The 18360-nt window shown below is 70.3% G+C and carries 15 protein-coding genes; 12 read left to right on the forward strand and 3 right to left on the reverse strand.

The window, feature by feature from the left end; all coding sequences use genetic code 11:
• Nucleotides 1–7 precede the first annotated feature (7 nt).
• The 7 genes from FZN60_RS03745 (at nucleotide 8) to lpdA (ending at nucleotide 9279) form a co-directional block, all read left to right on the forward strand.
• Nucleotides 8–2014, forward strand: coding sequence for an acetyl/propionyl/methylcrotonyl-CoA carboxylase subunit alpha (locus FZN60_RS03745; RefSeq protein ID WP_158871220.1), 2007 nt, complete (start codon nucleotides 8–10; stop codon nucleotides 2012–2014).
• Nucleotides 2011–2886: a hydroxymethylglutaryl-CoA lyase gene (locus FZN60_RS03750; protein WP_158871222.1), complete on the forward strand. Its 876-nt coding sequence runs from the start codon at nucleotides 2011–2013 to the stop codon at nucleotides 2884–2886. Before FZN60_RS03745 ends, FZN60_RS03750 begins: the two co-directional genes overlap by 4 nt.
• Nucleotides 2883–3680 carry a crotonase/enoyl-CoA hydratase family protein gene (locus tag FZN60_RS03755; RefSeq protein WP_158871224.1) on the forward strand — a complete coding sequence of 266 codons (798 nt, stop codon included), beginning with the start codon at nucleotides 2883–2885 and terminating at the stop codon, nucleotides 3678–3680. Before FZN60_RS03750 ends, FZN60_RS03755 begins: the two co-directional genes overlap by 4 nt.
• A gap of 34 nt (nucleotides 3681–3714) precedes the next feature.
• Nucleotides 3715–4941, forward strand: coding sequence for a 3-methyl-2-oxobutanoate dehydrogenase (2-methylpropanoyl-transferring) subunit alpha (locus FZN60_RS03760; protein WP_158871226.1), 1227 nt, complete (start codon nucleotides 3715–3717; stop codon nucleotides 4939–4941).
• Nucleotides 4942–5428: 487 nt separating this feature from the next.
• On the forward strand, nucleotides 5429–6442 hold the full coding sequence (locus FZN60_RS03765; RefSeq protein WP_158871228.1) for an alpha-ketoacid dehydrogenase subunit beta: 1014 nt from the start codon (nucleotides 5429–5431) through the stop codon (nucleotides 6440–6442).
• Nucleotides 6443–6446: 4 nt separating this feature from the next.
• Complete coding sequence (locus FZN60_RS03770; RefSeq protein ID WP_158871230.1) at nucleotides 6447–7874, forward strand: dihydrolipoamide acetyltransferase family protein; 1428 nt, start codon at nucleotides 6447–6449, stop codon at nucleotides 7872–7874.
• A 4-nt stretch (nucleotides 7875–7878) separates the two neighbouring features.
• A complete protein-coding gene (gene lpdA / locus FZN60_RS03775) occupies nucleotides 7879–9279 on the forward strand; it encodes a dihydrolipoyl dehydrogenase (RefSeq protein ID WP_158871232.1) in 1401 nt (466 codons plus the stop codon).
• Nucleotides 9280–9570: 291 nt separating this feature from the next.
• On the opposite strand, the gene FZN60_RS03780 is transcribed toward lpdA, so the two are convergent.
• The gene (locus tag FZN60_RS03780; RefSeq protein WP_246726571.1) at nucleotides 9571–11094 is read right to left on the reverse strand and encodes a TrkH family potassium uptake protein; all 1524 of its coding nucleotides are present in this window, start codon (nucleotides 11092–11094) and stop codon (nucleotides 9571–9573) included.
• A 155-nt stretch (nucleotides 11095–11249) separates the two neighbouring features.
• On the opposite strand from FZN60_RS03780, the gene FZN60_RS03785 reads away from it, so the two are divergent.
• A complete protein-coding gene (locus tag FZN60_RS03785; RefSeq protein ID WP_158871234.1) occupies nucleotides 11250–12341 on the forward strand; it encodes a DUF6892 domain-containing protein in 1092 nt (363 codons plus the stop codon).
• A gap of 79 nt (nucleotides 12342–12420) precedes the next feature.
• Here FZN60_RS03785 and FZN60_RS03790 read toward each other — a convergent pair whose 3' ends face one another.
• Nucleotides 12421–13038: a hypothetical protein gene (locus FZN60_RS03790; protein WP_158871236.1), complete on the reverse strand. Its 618-nt coding sequence runs from the start codon at nucleotides 13036–13038 to the stop codon at nucleotides 12421–12423.
• 268 nt (nucleotides 13039–13306) lie between these two features.
• Here FZN60_RS03790 and FZN60_RS03795 point away from each other — a divergent pair, with 268 nt between their 5' ends.
• Nucleotides 13307–14497, forward strand: coding sequence for a GNAT family N-acetyltransferase/peptidase C39 family protein (locus FZN60_RS03795; protein WP_158871238.1), 1191 nt, complete (start codon nucleotides 13307–13309; stop codon nucleotides 14495–14497).
• Between the two features lie 13 nt (nucleotides 14498–14510).
• Nucleotides 14511–15971, forward strand: coding sequence for a RimK family ATP-grasp domain-containing protein (locus FZN60_RS03800; protein ID WP_158871240.1), 1461 nt, complete (start codon nucleotides 14511–14513; stop codon nucleotides 15969–15971).
• Between the two features lie 143 nt (nucleotides 15972–16114).
• Here FZN60_RS03800 and FZN60_RS03805 read toward each other — a convergent pair whose 3' ends face one another.
• Entirely contained in the window at nucleotides 16115–16921 is an 807-nt protein-coding gene (locus FZN60_RS03805) for an undecaprenyl-diphosphate phosphatase (RefSeq protein WP_158871242.1), read from the reverse strand.
• A 313-nt stretch (nucleotides 16922–17234) separates the two neighbouring features.
• On the opposite strand from FZN60_RS03805, the gene FZN60_RS03810 reads away from it, so the two are divergent.
• Nucleotides 17235–17927 (forward strand): glutathione S-transferase family protein, encoded by a 693-nt coding sequence (locus FZN60_RS03810; protein ID WP_158871244.1) that lies wholly within the window; start codon nucleotides 17235–17237, stop codon nucleotides 17925–17927.
• Between the two features lie 92 nt (nucleotides 17928–18019).
• Nucleotides 18020–18360: transposase (locus tag FZN60_RS03815; RefSeq protein WP_199266473.1), on the forward strand; the 341-nt coding region annotated here is incomplete at its 3' end.

The following is an 18360-nucleotide window of genomic DNA, read 5'->3' on the forward strand; positions in this document are numbered from 1 at the left end:
GGGCGCGATGATCGGCACTCTCCTCGTCGCCAACCGAGGCGAGATCGCCTGCCGGGTCATGCGCACCGCCAAGCGGATGGGGATGCGCTGCGTCGCCGTCTTCTCCGATGCCGACCGCGACGCGTTGCACGTGGCCCTCGCCGACGAGGCGGTGCGCATCGGCCCGGCGCCGGCCGCGGAGAGCTATCTCGATGGCGCGGCGATCCTGAACGCGGCGCGGCGCACGGGGGCGGAGGCCATCCATCCGGGTTACGGCTTCCTGTCGGAGAACGCCGACTTCGCGCAAGCCGCCGAGGCCGCCGGCCTGATCTTCGTGGGTCCGAGGCCGGACTCGATCCGCGCCATGGGCCTGAAGGACGCGGCCAAGCGCCTGATGGAAGCGGCGGGCGTGCCGGTGGTGCCGGGCTTTCACGGCGAGGAGGACGATCCCGCGCGGCTGGCACGGGAAGCGGAGCGCATCGGCTATCCCGTGCTGATCAAGGCGCGAGCCGGTGGCGGCGGCAAGGGCATGCGCCGCGTGAAACGCGCGGCCGACTTCGCCGATGCCCTCGCGAGCGCGCGGCGCGAGGCGCTGGCCGCCTTCGGCGACGCGCACTGCCTCGTCGAGCGCTACGTCGCCGCGCCCCGCCACGTCGAGGTCCAGGTCTTCGGGGACGCGCACGGCAACCTCGTCCACCTCTTCGAGCGCGACTGCTCGCTCCAGCGCCGGCACCAGAAGGTCATCGAGGAGGCACCCGCGCCCGGTATGACGGCGGAGCTGCGCGCCGTCATGGGCGAGGCGGCGGTGCGCGCCGCAAGGGCGGTGAACTATCGCGGCGCCGGCACGGTGGAGTTCATCCTCGACGCCTCCGAAGGTCTGCGGCCCGATCGCTTCTTTTTCATGGAAATGAACACGCGCCTTCAGGTCGAGCATCCTGTGACCGAGCTCGTCACCGGCCTCGACCTCGTCGAGCTGCAACTGCGCGTCGCCATGGGCGAACATCTTCCCATCGGGCAGGACGACGTGCGCCTGTCCGGCCACGCCGTCGAGGCGCGCCTCTATGCCGAGGACCCGGCGGCCGGTTTCCTGCCGTCGACAGGGCGGCTCTCGACGCTCCGCTTTCCCGAAGGGAATGTTCGGGTCGAGACCGGCGTGCGCGAGGGCGACCGCGTGACGCCGCATTACGACCCGATGATCGCCAAGCTCGTCGTTCACGGCGCAACCCGAGCCGAGGCCTTCCGGCGGCTGCGCGCGGCGCTCGCGGAGACCCGCATCGCCGGCCCCGCCACCAATCTCGGCGTCCTCGCCCGCCTCGCCGCCGACCCCGACGTCCTGTCCGGCATGCTCGACACCGGACTGATCGAGCGCCGCGGCGAGGCGCTGACGGCGCCCGCGCGCGTCGAGGCCGACGAGGTCCTGGCGCTCGCCGCCCTCGCCTGCCTCGGCCACCTCGAACCGGTGCCGGACGCGATCGGCTGGCGCGATCCCTTCGACGCGCTGCGCAGCTTCCGCGCCTGGGGACGGGCACGCCAAGTCGCGCTCCTCCAGGATGAAACAGGCGAACGCCGCGAGGTAGTCGTTCACACCGATGAAACCGACGACTTCGATGTCGCGCTCCCCGACGGTTCCGCATGCTTCGGCATCTGCCGCCGCGAAGCGGACGGCAGGGTCGTCTTCGAGCGCGACGGACGACGGCGCAGCGCCCTCGTCGCACGGGACGCGGACGGTATCACCATCTTCCTCGGCAGCGAGGCGCACCGCTTTACTTTCTGGCGCGAGGCAGCAAGCGGCGACACCGTGGCGGCCGCGGCGAGCGACCGCATCGTCGCGCCGATGCCCGGCCTCGTGCGGCTCGTCGCAGAATCCGGCGCCGCGGTTGCTAAAGGGGACGTCCTCGCCGTCCTCGAAGCGATGAAGATGGAGCACGCGCTGAGGAGCCCGCGCGACGGGCGCGTGGCAACCGTGTCCGTCTCGCTCGGCGACGCCGTGGAGAGCGGTGCCGTTCTCCTGACGCTGGCGGAGGAGGTGCCGTGAGCGCGCGCGACGCCGTCCGCATCGTCGAGGTCAGCCCCCGCGACGGCCTCCAGAACGAGCCGCGCGCGGTATCGACCGCCGACAAGGTCCGGCTGGTCGACCTCCTGTCGCAGGCGGGCTTTGCCGAGATCGAGGCCGCGAGCTTCGTGTCGCCCAAGCGCGTGCCGCAGATGGCGGACGGCGCCGCGGTGCTCGCCGGCATCCGGCGGCGTGTCGGCATCCGCTATTCGGCGCTGGCGCCGAACCTTCGCGGCTTCGAGGCCGCGCGCGGCGCCGGTGCGGACGCCGTCTCGATCTTCGCCTCGGCCTCCGAGGGCTTCTCGCAGGCCAATATCGGCTGCTCGATCGCGGACAGCCTCGAGCGCTTCCGCCCCGTCGCGGAGGCCGCGCGCGCCGCCGGCCTGCCGCTGCGCGGCTACGTCTCCTGCGTCACCGACTGCCCCTATGACGGGCCGGTCGCGCCCGTGGCCGCTGCATCCGTCGCCGTCTCGCTCGCCGAACTCGGCTGCGCCGAGATCTCGCTCGGCGACACGCTCGGGCGCGCCACGCCGGAGACGATCCGCGCCATGCTCGCCGCACTCCTCGCCGAGCTGCCGGCGACCCGCCTCGCCGGCCACTTCCACGATACGGCCGGTCGGGCGCTCGTCAACGTCGAGGCGAGCCTCGATCTCGGCCTTCGCGCCTTCGACGCCTCCGTCGCCGGCCTCGGCGGCTGTCCTTTCGCGCCGGGCGCGGCGGGCAACGTCGACACGCTGTCGCTCCACCGCCGCCTCGTCGAACTCGGCTTCGACACCGGGCTCGACCCGACCGCGCTGGAGCGGGCCGCCGCCTTCGCGCGCTCGCTCCGCACGGGAAGCGAGGCGGCGGCATGAGCGGCTTCGAGACGATCCGCGTCGCCGTGGACGAGGCCGGCACCGCGCGGCTGACGCTCGCCCGCCCGGCCAAGCACAACGCGCTGAGCGCCGCGACCATCGCCGAGCTGACGCGGGCGGCACAGGACCTCGGCGCGGACGACACGGTCCGAGCCGTCGTCCTTTCGGGCGAGGGCCGGAGCTTCTGCGCGGGCGCGGACCTTGCCTGGATGCGCGAGCAGTTCGACGCGCCCCGCGCCGCCCGGCTCGACCAGGCGATGGCGCTCGCCCGAATGCTGCGCAGCCTCAACGAATTGCCCAAGCCCCTGATCGGCCGGATCAACGGCCAGGCCTTTGGCGGCGGGCTCGGGCTGATCGCGGTGTGCGACGTGGCCCTCGCAGCCGACAGCGCGCGCTTCGCCTTCACGGAAACGGCGCTGGGGCTGATCCCCGCGACGATCTCGCCCTTCGTTCTCGCCCGCATGGGCGAGGGGGCCGCCCGCCGCGTCTTCTTCTCCGCCCGCGCCTTCGACGCAACGGAGGGCGTCGCGCTCGGCCTCTTCGCCAAGGCCGTGCCGGGGGACGGCCTCGACGCCGCCGTGGCGGCGGAGCTCGCCCCTTATCGCCGCACCGCCCCCGCGGCGGTCGCGCGCGCCAAGGCGCTCGCCCGCTCGGGCGGGCCCGTCATCGACGACGCCGTTCTGGCGCGCACCGCCGCGCTTCTCGCCGATGCTTGGGAGGACGGCGAGGCGCGCGCCCGCATCGGCCGCTTCCTCGACCGCGCCGCGGCGAAGGGCTCGGCGGAACAGGGATAGGACCGGCCGCGGCCGCACGATTTGGGAGGATCGGATGGATTTGAGACTCAGCCTGCACGTTCCCGAGCCCGAGGTGCGCCCTGGCGGGCGGCCGGACTTTTCCGGCGTGAAGATCCCCAAGGCCGGCTCGGTGAAGCGCCCGCCGGTCGACGTCGACCCGGCCGAGATCCGCGACCTCGCCTATTCCATCATCCGCGTCCTCAACCGCGAGGGCCGGGCGGTCGGCGACTGGGCGGGATCGCTCACCGACGAGGAGCTTCTCGCCGGCCTCAAGACCATGATGCGCGTGCGCGCCTTCGACCGGCGCATGCTGATGGCGCAGCGCCAGGGCAAGACGAGCTTCTACATGCAGTGCCTCGGCGAGGAGGCGATCGCCTGCGCCTTCCGCAAGGCGATTCAAGCCGGCGACATGAACTTCCCGACCTACCGCCAGGCCGGGCTGCTGATCGCCGACGACTACCCGCTCGTCGACATGATGAGCCAGATCTATTCCAACCGCCGCGATCCGCTCAAAGGCCGGCAGCTGCCGATCCTCTACTCCTCCAAGGAACACGGCTTCTTCTCGATCTCGGGGAACCTCGCGACCCAGTTCGTCCAGGCCGTCGGCTGGGCGATGGCCTCGGCCATCAAGGGCGACAATCGCGTCGCCGCCGCCTGGATCGGCGACGGCTCGACCGCCGAGAGCGACTTTCACGCCGCCCTCGTCTTCGCCTCGACCTACAAGGCGCCCGTGGTCCTCAACGTCGTCAACAACCAGTGGGCCATCTCGACCTTCCAGGGCATCGCCCGTGGCGGCTCGGGCACCTTCGCCGCCCGCGGCCTCGGCTTCGGCATCCCCTCGCTCCGGGCCGACGGCAACGACTACCTCGCCGTCCACGCCGTCTCGAAATGGGCGGTGGAGCGGGCGCGGCGGAACCTCGGCCCCACGCTCATCGAATGGGTGACCTACCGCGCCGCCGCCCACTCCACCTCCGACGACCCCGCCGCCTACCGCCCGAAGGACGAGTCCGACGCCTGGCCGCTCGGCGACCCGATCACGCGCCTGAAGAACCACCTCGTCACGATCGGCGCCTGGACCGAGGAGCGCCACGTCCAGGCCGAAGCCGAGATCGACGCCGAAGTGCTGGCCGCCCAGCGCGAGGCCGAGACCTTCGGCACCCTTCACGACGGCCCCGGCCCGAGCGTGCGCGACATGTTCGAGGACGTCTACGAAACGCTCCCCCCGCACCTGCGCCGGCAGCGGCAGGAGGCGGGGTATTGAGGATGAACCCGTCATCGGTAGAGCGCGGCGCTTCAGCCGCCACTTCCTTTTCCCCCCTGGGGAGAAGGTGCCCCGAAGGGGCGGATGAGGGCTCCGTAGCGCGCCGGCGTTTGCGTCCGTTCGCGGTGGACGCGTCGGCACCCGTCATCCATGGACGCGCTCGCGCCCTACGAGGCCCTCACCCGGCCGCGATGCCTCCGCATCGCAGCCACCCTCTCCCCGTCGGGGAGAGGGGCCGCAGCGCCTTCTCCGGCCGGTCTGCGGCGGCGCCACCGCTCCCTTCTCCCGTTTCGGGAGAAGGTGCCGGCAGGCGGATGAGGGTCTCCGGCCGTCGCGTTTCCGCTGCCCTGCGTGCCTCCGCGGCGATCCCTGGAAAAACCCTCACCCGCCCCTTCGGGGCACCCTCTCCCATGGGCGGGAGAGGGGGAGGCGCCCTCTTCGGCATCGTTGCGGCAGCAATGCCCCACCACCCCCAGGAGCCCGTCCCATGCCGCGCATGACCATGATCGAGGCGATCCGCGACGCGCATGCGGTGATGATGGAGGCGAACCCCGACGTCGTCGTGTTCGGCGAGGACGTCGGCTATTTCGGCGGGGTGTTCCGCTGCACCGCAGGCCTCCAGGAGCGCTTCGGCAAGAGCCGGTGCTTCGACGCGCCGATCAACGAGAGCGGCATCGTCGGCGCGGCCATCGGCATGGCGGCCTACGGGTTGCGCCCCGTGGTCGAGATCCAGTTCGCCGACTACGTCTATCCCGCCTACGACCAGATCGTCTCGGAGGCCGCGCGGCTGCGCTACCGCTCGGCCGGCGACTTCACCGCGCCGCTCGTGGTGCGCATGCCCACCGGCGGCGGCATCTTCGGCGGGCAGACGCATTCGCAGTCGCCCGAGGCGCTGTTCACGCACGTCTCCGGCCTGAAGACCGTCGTCCCGTCCAACCCGTTCGACGCCAAGGGCATGCTGATCGCGGCGATCGAGGACAACGATCCCGTGATCTTCCTGGAGCCCAAGCGGCTCTACAACGGTCCCTTCGACGGGCACCACGAGCGCCCGGTCACGCCGTGGGCCAAGCACCCGCTCGGCGAGGTGCCGGAAGGGCGCTACACCGTTCCGCTGGGCAAGGGCGAGGTGCGCCGCGCGGGCTCCGCCGTGACCGTGCTCGCCTACGGCACCATGGTCCACGTCGCGCTGGCGGCGGCCGAGGATACCGGCATCGACGCGGAGGTCATCGATCTTCGCACCCTCGTGCCGCTCGACGTCGAGCTGATCGAGGCCTCGGTGAAGAAGACCGGGCGCTGCGTCGTGGTCCACGAGGCGACGATCACCTCCGGCTTTGGCGCCGAGCTCGTCGCGACCGTCGAGGAGCGCTGCTTCTATCACCTCGAAGCGCCGATCGGGCGCGTCGGCGGCTGGGACACGCCCTACCCGCACGCGCAGGAATGGAACTACTTCCCCGGCCCGGCCCGGGTCGGCGAAGCCTTGACCCGCGCGATGGAGGGCTGATCGCATGAGCACCCGCACGATCCGCCTGCCCGACGTCGGCGAGGGTGTCGCCGAGGCCGAACTCGTCGAATGGCACGTGGCCGTCGGCGACACCGTCCGCGAAGATGCCGTGCTCGCCGCCGTCATGACCGACAAGGCGACGGTGGAGATCCCCTCCCCCGTCGAAGGCACCGTCGCTTGGCTCGGCGGGAGCGTCGGCGACATGCTGGCGGTCGGCTCGCCGCTGATCCGGCTGGAAGTCGGGGGCGGTGCGGTGGCAACGGAGCCGGCGGAGGCGGCCGTTTCACGTGAAACACCGGCCGAGAGCGGGGCCTCCGATGGTCACCGGCCAGCCGGAGGCGCGATCTCCCCCGTCGACGAAGACGCGAAGTCGAGAGCGGATGGCGGACCGCAGCCTCGAACGGGTGACGCGGCTGGGCAGAGCAGCCGCGGCGAGGTCCCCCCCTCCGACCGACCCGCTCCATCTCCTCCTCCGAAGGAAGAAACCGGCCGACCGGCCATCCCGGCGGCAGGCCGTTCGTCGGCCACGCAACCCGGCCGTCCCCGCCCGGCCGGCGAGCGCCCCCTCGCCTCGCCCGCCGTCCGCCGCCGCGCGACCGAGGCGGGCGTGGACCTGCGCCGCATCGCGGGCTCCGGTCCGGCCGGCCGCATCACCGCCGAGGATCTCGCCGCCCATCTCGATCGCGGCGAGGGCGGGGCGCCGTCCTCCGCAGCCCGGCGCGGCGCGGACACCTCCGTCATCGAGGTCAAGGTCGTGGGCCTGCGCCGCCGCATCGCCGAGAAGATGGCGACGGCCCGCGACCGCATCGCGCCGATCACCTATGTCGAGGAGGTGGATTGCGAGGCGCTGGAGCAGCTGCGCGCCACCCTTAACGCCGACAAGCGCGGCGAGCGGCCGAAGCTGACGCTCCTGCCCTTCCTGGTGCGCGCCCTCGTCCTCGCCGTGAAGGACAGCCCGGCGATGAACGCCCATTTCGACGACGAGGCCGGGATCATCCGCCAATATGGCGGCGTCCATGTCGGCGTCGCCGCGCAGACCGATGCCGGCCTCGTCGTGCCGGTGCTGCGCCATGCCGAGGCGCGCGGGCTCTGGGACATGGCCGCCGAGATCGCCCGTCTCGCCGAGGCCGCCAAGCGCGGCGGCGCGACGCGCGAGGAGCTGACGGGCTCCACCGTCACTGTCACCTCGCTCGGGGCGCTGGGCGGCATCGCGACGACGCCCGTCATCAACCATCCGGAAGTCGCGATCCTCGGCGTCAACCGCATGGAGGTGCGGCCGGTCTGGGACGGCGCGCGCTTCGTGCCGCGGCGGCGCATGAACCTCTCCTCCTCCTTCGACCACCGCGTGGTGGACGGCTGGGACGCGGCCGTCTTCGTCCAGCGCATCAAGGGGCTCGTCGAGAACCCGGCGATGCTGTTCATCGAGGCGTGATCCCATGGCCGACTTGACCTGCCAGTTCCTCGTCATCGGCGCCGGTCCCGGCGGCTACGTCGCCGCCATCCGCGCCGGCCAGCTCGGGCTCGACGCCGTGATCGTCGACGACCGCCGACCGGGGGGCACCTGCCTCAACATCGGCTGCGTGCCCTCCAAGGCCCTGATCCACGCCGCCGACGAGTTCCATCGCCTCGTGGAAGCGGGGCAGAACGCGGCCATTCCCGGCATCGCCGCCGGCTCGCCGAGCCTCGACTGGGCCGAGGTGGTCGGCTGGAAGGACGGCATCGTCAACCGCCTGAACAACGGCGTGACCGGCCTCCTGAAGAAGGCCCGGGTGCGCACCGTCCCCGGCCGCGCCCGCTTCCTCGACGGCAAGACCGTGATCGTCGAGGGCGAGACCGGCGAGACCCGCATCGCGGCGGAGACCGTGGTGATCGCGACGGGCTCGGTGCCGGTGGCGCTGCCCGGCCTGCCCTTCGGCGGCAAGGTCATCTCCTCCGAAGGCGCCCTTGCCCTGACCCGCCCGCCGGAGCGCCTCGCCGTGATCGGCGGCGGCTACATCGGCGCCGAGCTCGGCACGGCCTTCGCCAAGGCCGGCTCGCGCGTCACCATCGTTGAAGCGGCACCCGAGATCCTGCCGCTCTTCGACGCCGAGCTGGTGCGCCCGGTCCGCGCCCGGCTGGACGCCCTCGGCGTCGAGGTGCTGACGGACACCAAGGCGCGGGGTCTCGCCTCGGGCGGCTCGGGCGACCTCGTGCTCGAAGGCTCGGACGGCGCCGAGCGGCGCCTAGCCGTCGACGCGGTGCTCGTCACCGTCGGGCGAAAGCCTCTCACCGAAGGCTGGGGCCGCGAGGAGCTGGTGCTCGACATGGACGGGCCGTTCATCGCCGTCGACGAGCAGTGCCGCACCTCCATGCGCGGCGTCTATGCCGTGGGCGACGTCACCGGCGAGCCGATGCTCGCCCACAAGGCCTATGCGCAGGGCGAGATGGTCGCCGAGATCGCCGCCGGCAACAAGCGCCGCTGGGACGCCCGTGCCATTCCCGCCATCGCCTTCACCGATCCCGAGATCGTGTCCGTCGGCCTCACGCCGGAGGGCGCGAAGGCGCGCGGCGGCGAGATCCTCGTCGGCAGCTTCCCCTTCGCCGCCAACGGCCGTGCGATGACGCTGGGGCGCGAGGACGGCTTCGTGCGCGTGGTGGCGCGGGCCGACGACCACCTCGTCCTCGGCATTCAGGCCGTCGGCGCCGGCGTCTCGGAACTCTCCAGCGCCTTCGTTCTCGCGCTGGAGATGGGCGCCTGCCTCGAAGACGTCGCCGGCACCATCCACGCCCACCCTTCCCTCAGCGAGGCCTTCCACGAAGCGTCGCTGCGTGCGCTCGGCCACTCGCTGCACATCTGAGACCGGGGCGGCCCGGTCCAGCGGCTTCACTGGGCCGTCTGCGGTGCCGCAAAGCCTTCCCGCCTTCCTGTCGCCTTCCTGCCGCGTCCCCACCCACCACCTCTCGCTTCGTCATCCCGGGCTTGACCCGGGATCCATGCCTCCGCGGCGATCATGGCAGAACCGGTCGGCGGCACCTGCCCTCCGGTCCACCGCGCTGCCCGCCGCTCGACGATTTGGAATGGATCCCGGGTCAAGCCCGGGATGACGAAGCGGAAAGGCGGGAGAAAGGGAGGACGGTTCCCCGTCCCCTCAGTTCCGCCAGGCCGGCGGATAGAGGAGGATCGCCACCGTCACGATCTCCAGGCGGCCGACCAGCATGAGCAGCGTCATGACGAGGAGCGCCGGGTCGGAGAAGCGGGAGAAGTTGCCGGCGGGGCCGATCACCGGGCCGAAGGCGGGACCGACATTGGCGATGCCCGACAGCGAGCCGGTGAAGGCGGTGACGAGGTCGAGGCCGAGAAAGGCGAGCGCCACGGTGCCGAGAAGCAGGAACACCACGAACAGAAAGACGTAGATCACGACGATGCGCACCTGCTCCTCGGCGAGCTCCGCGCCGCCGTAGCGCAGCGGCTGGACGAGGTGGGGTCGCGCCATCTGCCGGAGCGTCGCGCGCACGACGACGAAGAGGATCACGAGGCGGTAGGTCTTGAGGCCGCCGGTGGTCGAGCCGCCGCAGCCGCCGAGAAACGTCGCGAGAAAGAACACGGCCACCGCCGCGTGGGACCACAGCGTGTAGTCCTCCGCCGCGAAGCCCGTGGTCGTCGTCACCGACACGACGTGGAAGGCCGAGGACAGGAGCGCTTGTGCGAAGGGCACGCCCTCCTCCAGCCGGCGCGAGATCGCGACCACCAGCGTCAGCCCGACGAGAAGCGCCAGGAACAAGGTCACCTGCGGGTCGCGCCAGCCGACCAGCCCCTGCGGCATGAACAGGCGGATGTAGAGGACGAAGGGCAGCGCCCCCGCGATCATGAAGACGATCGCGGCGATCAGCATGGCGGGATCGTCGCGATAGTGCCCGAAGGAGGCATCGTGCGTGGAGAAGCCGGCGGTGGAGACGGTCGTCATCGCGTGGTTCACCGCGTCGAAGACGTCCATGCCGAGCGCGGCATAGGTCGCGGCGCACAGGAGCGTCAGCACCACGAAGGCGGTCATCAGCGCCGCGGCGAACTCGCGCACGCGCGGCAGCAGCGTTTCGGAGCGGTCCGAGCTTTCCATGCGGAACAGCGAGATGCCGCCCGAGCGCAGCGAGGGCAGGATCAGGATCACCATGCCGACGATGCCGATGCCGCCGAACCATTGCAGCATGGAGCGCCACAGGAGGACGCCGGGCGGCAGGCGGTCGAGCCCGGCGATGCTTGTCGCCCCCGTGGTGGTCAGGCCCGACATGGCCTCGAACAGGGCGCCGGCGAGCGACAGGTGCGGCAGCACCAGCGCGATCGGCAGGGCGGCGATGGTGGAGGACGAGATCCAGACGCCGGTGACGAGCAGGAAGCCCGCCCGCCGCCCGACCGCCTCGCGCGGTCCCCGCGTCGCGATCGCGACGAGCGCCGAGACGCTGCCGGCCAGCGCCGCGGAGAGCGCGAAGGCCTGCCATTCGGCATAGCCCTCGCTCCAGTCCACCAGCGCCGGCACCAGCATCGCCCCGGCGAGCGCGAGCCCGAAGATCGCGCAGGCATGACAGATCGTCCGAAGAATGCCGCGCTCCCCTGCTCCGCCCCCGCGCGTCAGCCGGCGCGTCTCGCCAGCGCTAGCCGAGGCGGACCGGGGTCGCAACCGGGCGAACGATCCTGAACTGTCGGGAAACGAGAGGAGGCCGCTCGATGCCGGAGCGGCGCCTTCTCGAGTCCATCACGGCTTGAGCCACGCGGCACGAGACATCCGATCGGATGCATGATCTGGTAGACACGCTACCGGAGGTGGACCACGTCATGATCGAAACGGTCGATCCTATCGCCTTGTCAGCCCTTAGGCCGGGCATGCCGACCGCGCGACTCTCCGAGGTGCTGGGAGCGCTCCGGGGCGAGCACGCACTCGACACGGGCGGCAAGACTGCCGGTTGGGTGGCATTCCTTCTCGGTTTCGAAGCCCGCCTCGAGGTCGGGGGTCGCATCGGTCAGGTCAGGTTCGGCCGCCACTTCCCGGCCGAAGTGCCGGTCGACGGCGTGCACATCGGAGCGACGCTCGCTGCCGTCAGGGTGGCGCGGCCCGACCTGACATTCCATGAGACCAGCACGGACGATCCCGAGCGGCAGCTCGCTACCGTCCAATCCGCCGAAGGAATCTGCTTCGAGGTCAGGTTCGTCGACCAGGTCGTCGATCTCATCACCATCGCTCGGGCGGCGGCAACGTACCCCAAGATCGTCTTGCCCGCCTATCCCGAGCCTGCGGGCGCGCCCGGCGCCCCGTTCGCCGATCCGGCGCTGAAGCTCGCCGTTCTCTCCGCCTTGCTCCGCGATGGCGTCATCGATCTCGGCAAGCCCGAGCAGCTTGCCGCCCATGTGCTCGACAGCGAAAGCGAGTTGGACGTCTTCGAGGAGAACTTCGAACCCAGACCCGAGATCCGGGACTGGCTCGAGCGCTATCCGCTCGACGACGCGCTTCTCGGGCAGGTCAAAAGCCTGTCGCTGGACGGCGGCAACGAGATCTATCCCTTCATCGACGGCGGCTGGGGTGGCGAGGACGATCAGTTCGACGTCGAGACGCTGGCGGGCATCGAGCACCTTCCGAACCTTGAGACGTTCGACGTCACGGCGCTGATCGACAGGGTCGACCTGCGCCAGCTCGTTGGGCTGCCGGCCCTGCGGACGATCGAGATCGGGGTCGACGTCGTGCATGTCGAAGCGCTTCTGGAGATGCCGGCGCTGGAAAGGGTCGGCCAGATGAGCGATGCCGCCTACGACGAAGCGACGGGCGGCGGCCCGACGCGGGCGGTCTACGAGGCGCTCAAGGCCCGCGGTGTCCAGATCTGGGTGCACTGGACGACGCATGTGGGACCGGACGAGCCGCCGGCCTACGAGTGAGGACGGCCTCCCGCGACCGACCAGCCCTTTATCGGGATCGGCCGAGCGTTTGCAGGTCGATCCGCTGGCGCCCTGCTTGTCAGCTTTGCCAGAGAAACTTGCCCCTGCCGCCCACGCAACCGCATTCGAACAGGTAGCCGCAGCCACCGGCGAAGTTCATGCCGGTGTCGTAGTCGGGGCCTTCCTCGATTTGCGCGACGAAGCGCATCGGTTCGTTGCAGTGGTCGCAACGAGGCGTCTCGTCGCCCTGCAACCAATCGGGCTCGCCGCCGATCTGGCCGAGCACCTCCCGCTGGCGGCCGGGATGCCGCTCCGACCATCCGCTGCGCGCCTCGTCGTAGCTCGATGCCCGAACGCGTTCCACCCGAGCGCCGTAGAGCGTCGCGCGCACCGTTTCGCCATCCGACGGCGCCGGAGCGATTCGCAGGCCGTCCGTGGCCGTGCAGATGACGGCATTCGCGCCTTTATCCGCGTCCCATTCGGAGCACACGCCCGGATTGTTCTGACACATGAAGACGAGGTGCAGCCGCTCCGAGGTCGGCGAGCGGACCTGACCGAGGAACTGCATCTCGCCGTCGCAGCTCCTGCAGGTCGGCCAGGTGAAATCACCCGATGCCGAAGGCAAACCGCCGAAACGCGTCGCGGACGACAGTCCGTCGCCGCTCGCCTCGTCGAAAAGCAGGATATCGATCTGCATCGCCAATGACATGCCTCCGCTTTGTTTCCGACGACCACATCTGGGTTGCCGCCTTCGACCGATCGATCGATCGACGGAACGAACAGATCGATTGGAGCCGTCTTTCTCATCCCACGGGAAGGTGGGCTTCTCGACCGATCGTTCAACCACTGTTTGTCTCCGACTTGTGCGAGCGCACCATTCCCTCGCCGATCGCAATTTCGTCGCATTGGGGACCGCCCATCGGGTAAACTGCCCGTGCCGTTCGTCCGGGTTTCGCGAAGCCTCCATGCTCCAGTCCTCCGCCCCTTCCGGCGACACACCCACGGCGATCCGTCCCGCCGACGCGCCGCCTGCCCTTTCGCCGGTCGTCCGGCCGGGCACGCTCGCCGACCTCGACGCGCTTCTGGCATTGGAAACGCGCGTCTTCGCCTCCGACCGCATCTCGCGGCGCTCCTTCCGGGCGCTGCTCGCCGCGCCCACCGCCGCCTTCCTCGTCGCCGAGGCGCCGGGGTCGGACGAGCCCCCTCGCCTCCTCGGCTACGCCGCGCTCCTGTTCCGCGCCGGCACGGGGCTGGCGCGGCTCTACTCCATCGCGGTTTCGCCGGAAGCGGCGGGGCGGGGAATCGGGCGGCTTCTTCTCGCCGAGGCCGAGGCGCTGGCCTTCGCGCGCGAGCGCATCGCGCTGCGCCTGGAAGTGCGCGAGGACAATGCCCGCGCGATCGCGCTCTACAAGGCGAGCGGCTACCGGCCGGTCGGGCGCACCCTCGGCTATTACGCCGATCATGCCACCGCACTGCGTTTCGAGAAGGTGCTGAAGGGCAAGCGCCCCGTCGAAACGGGCGTGCCCTATTACGAGCAGACCACCGACTTCACCTGCGGCTCCTGCTGCCTGATGATGGCGCTGGCGCGTGACAAGCCCGGCTTCGTCATGGAGCCCGTCGCCGAGATCCGGCTGTGGCGCGAGGCGACGACGATCTTCATGATGTCGGGGCCGGGCGGCTGCGAGCCCTACGGCCTGGCGGTCGCCGCCCACGAGGCCGGGCTCGAGGCCTCCATCCACGTGTCCGAGGCGGGCGACCTCTTCCTGGAAGGCGTGCGCACGCCCGCCAAGCGCCACGTCATGGCGCTGGCGCAGGAGGATTTCCGTCGGCGCGCCGAGGCGCACGCCATTCCCGTGGTCGTCGAGCCCTTCAGCCTCGACACGCTGCGCGCCCATCTGAAGAGCGGGGGCACGGCGGCCGTCCTCATCTCCGGCTGGCACATGTTCGGCAAGAAGGTGCCGCACTGGGTGCTCGCCCACGGCGACGACGGGGCGCACATCGTCGTCCACGACCCCTGGGTGGAGCGCGAGCGCGGCGAGACGATCGCCGACGCCGCGAGCCTGCCCATTCCTCACGCCACCTTCGATCGCATCGCCCGCTTCGGGAAGGTGGGGCTGCGCGCCGCCGTCTTCCTCGCCAAGCGCGCCGCCGCTTAAGAGCCCCTCCTCCATGTCCCAATGGGTCGTCCTCGTCGGCCGCTCCGCCGACATCGACAACGCGGCGACGCCGCACAAGATCATGACGAGCCGGGACTATCTCGCCCGGCCCGGCCTGTTCCGCGGCCAGCGCCCGAAGATCATCAACCTGTCGCGCTCCTACGCTTATCAGAGCCGCGGCTACTACGCCTCGCTCTTGGCCGAGGCGCGCGGGCACCGCGTCATCCCCTCGGTCGAGACGATGATCGACCTCTCGGAGCGCAAGCTCTACGAGAACGCCCTGCCCGAGCTCGACGCGGCGCTGGCCAAGGCCCTGGAAAAGGACGCGGCACTCCCCGAGAGCCCGATCCGCATCCATTTCGGCTTCGCGCCCGAACCGCGGCTGGAGCGCTTCGCCCGCCTCGTCTTCGACTGGTTCCGCGCGCCGTCGCTTGAGATCCATCTCGACGGGAAGAGCGCGCCGCCGCGGATCAAGCGCATCTGCTTCGCCAGCCTCTCCAAGCTCGACGAGGCGGAGGAAGCGCGGTTGCTGGCCGCCATGGAGCGCTACACCGCGCGCGAGTGGCGCGCGGCCAAGGCCAAGACACCGGCGAAATACGGCTTCGCGACGCTCTACGACCCGAAGGAGGAGCTGCCCCCTTCCTCCGTCGACAGCCTGAAGCACTGGGCGCGCATCGCCGCGCGGATGGGCGTCGACGTCGAGCCGATCACGCGGCGCGACCTGCCGCGCCTCGCCAACTTCGACGCGCTGTTCATCCGCGAGACGACCTCGATCAACAACCACACCTATCGCTTCGCCCGCCGGGCGATGCAGGAGGGCATGCCCGTCATCGACGACCCCGTCTCGATGATCCGCTGCACCAACAAGGTCTATCTCGGCGAGCTGATGGCGGGGAACGGCGTCGCCATGCCCCCGTCCGTGATGGTCGGCTCGCGCGAGGATCTGCAGCGCGCCGCCGACGAGCTCGGCTTTCCCATGGTCCTGAAGATCCCCGACGGCTCCTTCTCGCGCGGCGTGAAGAAGGTCGGCGACTTCGCCGGGCTCAAGACGCTGGCCGAGAGCTGGCTGGAGGATTCCGACCTCCTCCTCGCCCAGAAGTTCATGCCGACGACCTTCGACTGGCGCATCGGCGTGCTCGGCGGCCAGCCGCTCTTCGCCGTCCAGTACATGATGGCCAAGAGCCACTGGCAGATCATCAACCACGAGGCGGGCCAGGGCCGCCCGCAGGAGGGCGGCTTCAAGACCTTCGCGCTCTCGGAGGCGCCGCCCGCCGTCCTCGACGTCGGCCTTCGCGCCGCGCGCTGCATCGGCGACGGGCTCTACGGCGTCGATCTCAAGGAAACCGAGGACGGGATCGTCCTCATCGAGGTCAACGACAATCCCAACCTCGAGCACGGCGTCGAGGACGCCGCCGAGCGCGACGAAGTCTGGACGCGGCTGACGCGCTGGTTCATCGAGCGGATCGAGCGGTAGGCAGGCGTCCCGCCGTCACGAGGCGAGGGCGCGGCGCACCGCGTCGGGCTCGCGCTCGATGACGCGGAGCACGAAATCGTGCCGGGAGGCTCCCTCATCGGCGGAGCGCGCCAACGGCGTGGCGGTCCCAGGCTGGAGGCCCCTCACCCCCAAATATACAGTGCCGCCAGCCCCACGACGCCGACCACGATGCGCCACCAGGCGAAGGGGGCGTAGCCGTGGCGGGACACGAAGGCGAGGAGGGTGCGAACGACGACGAGCGCGGCGAGAAAGGCGAAGACGAAGCCGACGCCGATGAGCCAGAGGTCCTCCGAGCCGACGACGTCGCGGTTCTTGTAGAGGTCGTAGGCGAAGGCGCCGACCATGGTGGGCATGGCCAGGAAGAAGGTGAACTCCGCCGCCGAGCGCTTGTCGGCGCCCATCAGGAGCGCCCCCACGATCGTCGCGCCCGAGCGCGAGGTGCCCGGGATCATGGCGAGCACCTGGAACAGGCCGATCTTGAGGGCGAGCGGCAGGGGATAGTCCATGACGTCGTGGTAGCGCGCCTTGAGCGGCAGCCTGTCGATGACGAGGAGCACGATCCCGCCGAGGATCAGCGCCACGCACACCACCACCGGCGTTTCGAACAGAACGGTCTTGATGAAGTCGTGGGCGAAAACGCCCACCACCGCCGCCGGCAGGAAGGCGACGAGGATGCTGAGAACGAAGCGGCGCGAGCGCTCCGAGGTCGGCAGGCTCATCGCGATGGCGACGAGGCGGGCGAAGTAGACCGACAGGACGGCGAGGATCGCGCCGAGCTGGATCAGCACCTCGAAGGTGCGCCCCGCCGTGCGGAAGCCGAGGAAATGCGACAAGAGAAGAAGGTGGCCGGTCGAGGACACCGGGAGGAACTCGGTGAAGCCTTCGACGATGCCGAGAAGGGCTGCGACGAGCGTCGGATGGGCGTCCATGCGCCGGACTCCTCTGGCTTGACGGACGCGTGCAGGAAGTGCCGCCCGCCGTTCTTCCTGCACGCCCACGCTTTCGCAGGCCTTTTCGCGCGACCGGACGCGAGGGTCCTGTTGCGGTGCAGCAGCGGTCTATCCATGCTTCACCGGGAAAGCAAAGGCTTGCAGCCGGCGCTGGAGCCGTTATTTGGACGGGATCAAAGGGCCCTCCGATCGTTGAGGCTCCGTTGACGGTTTGGTGTCAGGCTGGCTTGCATTGACCGGGCCCGTTCGGAGCGCGGGACCGGAACCATAAGGATCGTCTCGTCCTCACGCGATGCTGAAGCTTCATCACCACCCGATGTCCGCCGCATCGCGCTTCGTGCGGATCGTGCTTGCCGAGTACGGCGAACGCGTCGAGCTGTTCGAGGAGAAGCCCTGGGAGCGGCGTCGCGAGTTCCTGGCGCTGAACCCGGCCGCCACGCTTCCGGTGATGATCGAGGATGCCGGCCCGCCCATCGTCGGAGGCATCGTGTCGGGCGAATATCTCGACGAGACCCGCGGCGCCTTTCAGCGCGACAAGCGGCTGATGCCGGACAAGCCGATCGAGCGCGTCGAGGCGCGGCGGCTGACCGAGTGGTTTCTCGGCAAGATGGACGGCGAGGTGACGCGCTACCTCGTCAAGGAGCGGGTCTTCAAGCTCGACATGGCGCCCGCCGAAGGCGGCGGCCCGCCGGATGCGTCGGCGATCCGGGCCGCGCGCGCCAACCTCAAGCACCACCTGCGCTACGTCGCCTGGCTTGCCGAGAGCCGCGACTGGCTGGCCGGCCCCCGCCTCAGCTATGCGGACCTCGCCGCGGCGGCCTCGCTTTCCATCCTCGACTATCTCGGCGAGATCGCCTGGGAGAACGAGCCGGCCGCCAAGGAGTGGTACATGCGGCTCAAATCCCGCCCCTCCTTCCGCCCCCTCCTCACCGAGCGCGTCCGCGGCGTGGCTCCGGCCGGGCACTACGCCGAACTCGATTTCTGAGCGCCCGCGGGAGGGTTAAGGGGCCGCTATCGACCCTGGCTGTGTCAAAACCCTGCTCATGCTATCTTCTTCAGGGTGGTCTGGAGGATGGCATGGGACGCTTCGTTGTCGGCGCCGATCGCGATCAGGCGACGCTGTTCCCGCCCTGCCTCGAGGACTGGATCGCGGAGGACAACCCCGTCCGGGTGATCGACATCTTTGTTGATGCCCTGGATTTGAGATCCCTCGGCTTCGAGGGTGTCGAGGCGGCCGCAACGGGACGGCCCGGCTATCACCCTGCTGCCCTTCTGAAGCTCTACGTTTATGGCTACCTGAACCGCATTCCCTCCAGTCGGCGTTTGGAGCGCGAGGCAGGTCGCAACGTCGAGGTCATGTGGCTGACAGCTCGGCTGTCGCCCGATCACAAGACCATTGCCGAGTTCCGTCGGCAGAA

The organism is Antarcticirhabdus aurantiaca (assembly GCF_009765365.1).
GTDB lineage: Bacteria > Pseudomonadota > Alphaproteobacteria > Rhizobiales > Rhizobiaceae > Antarcticirhabdus > Antarcticirhabdus aurantiaca.